Below are 680 nucleotides of genomic sequence, written 5' to 3'. Positions count from 1 at the left end.
ACGCCAAGCAGTCCTCCGCATCCTGATCGTGATCACCTTCGCTATAATCCATTGACCGCGCAACACCACCTTCCAAACTGATCACGTTCGCCGAAACGCCTGATCACCATCACCGAAATCCGCATGCCGGTGGCTACATCGACTGCTACAGTGGACGCCATGACGGTGCGAACAGACCAGGGCCCCGAATTTACGAGCCGCGCGCTTGACCAGTGGGCGTATGCGAACGGCATCACGCTGAAGTTGATTCAGGCGGGCAAGCCAACGCAGAATGCGTACATCGAATCGTTCAACGGCAAGTTCCGCGACGAATGCCTTAACGAGCACTGGTTCACGACGCTCGCGCACGCTCGGGCTGTCATCGCGGCATGGCGTCAGGGCTACAACGAGCAAAGGCCGCACAGCGCACTGAACTACTTGCGCCGTCAGAGTTTGCGGCGAAACATCGGGCAACCGCGGATACTCCTGCCGCTTTCCAGGAGTTGGTTTAAAGGGACTTTGCTAGAAGCCCATTGGCCCTATTGATGGGGGCACGTCAGGTGTTAGAAGTGCCTTGCCGAACCGGCCCGAGTCGCCTCCCTGGCTGGAGATTGCAGCGAATCAGCGGGTGATTGGTCCGGGATGATGGAAAGCGGTGGATTCCGGCGACGCGCTTGAGCAGCAAACGGAGAGGTTCGATT

The 680-nt window shown here is 58.5% G+C and carries 1 pseudogene; it reads left to right on the top strand.

The annotated features are described in order from the left end of the window. Positions 1–165: 165 nt before the first annotated feature. Positions 166–491: pseudogene (locus HWX22_RS31345) on the top strand (integrase core domain-containing protein); the annotation flags it as partial. Positions 492–680: the final 189 nt, after the last annotated feature.

Origin of the sequence: Burkholderia sp. BCC1638, from assembly GCF_902833195.1 — a bacterium.
In the GTDB taxonomy this organism is placed as follows: Bacteria; Pseudomonadota; Gammaproteobacteria; order Burkholderiales; family Burkholderiaceae; genus Burkholderia; species Burkholderia diffusa.
Note: the sequence above shows the minus strand (reverse complement) of the source record. Positions and strands in the feature narration are given on the sequence as shown.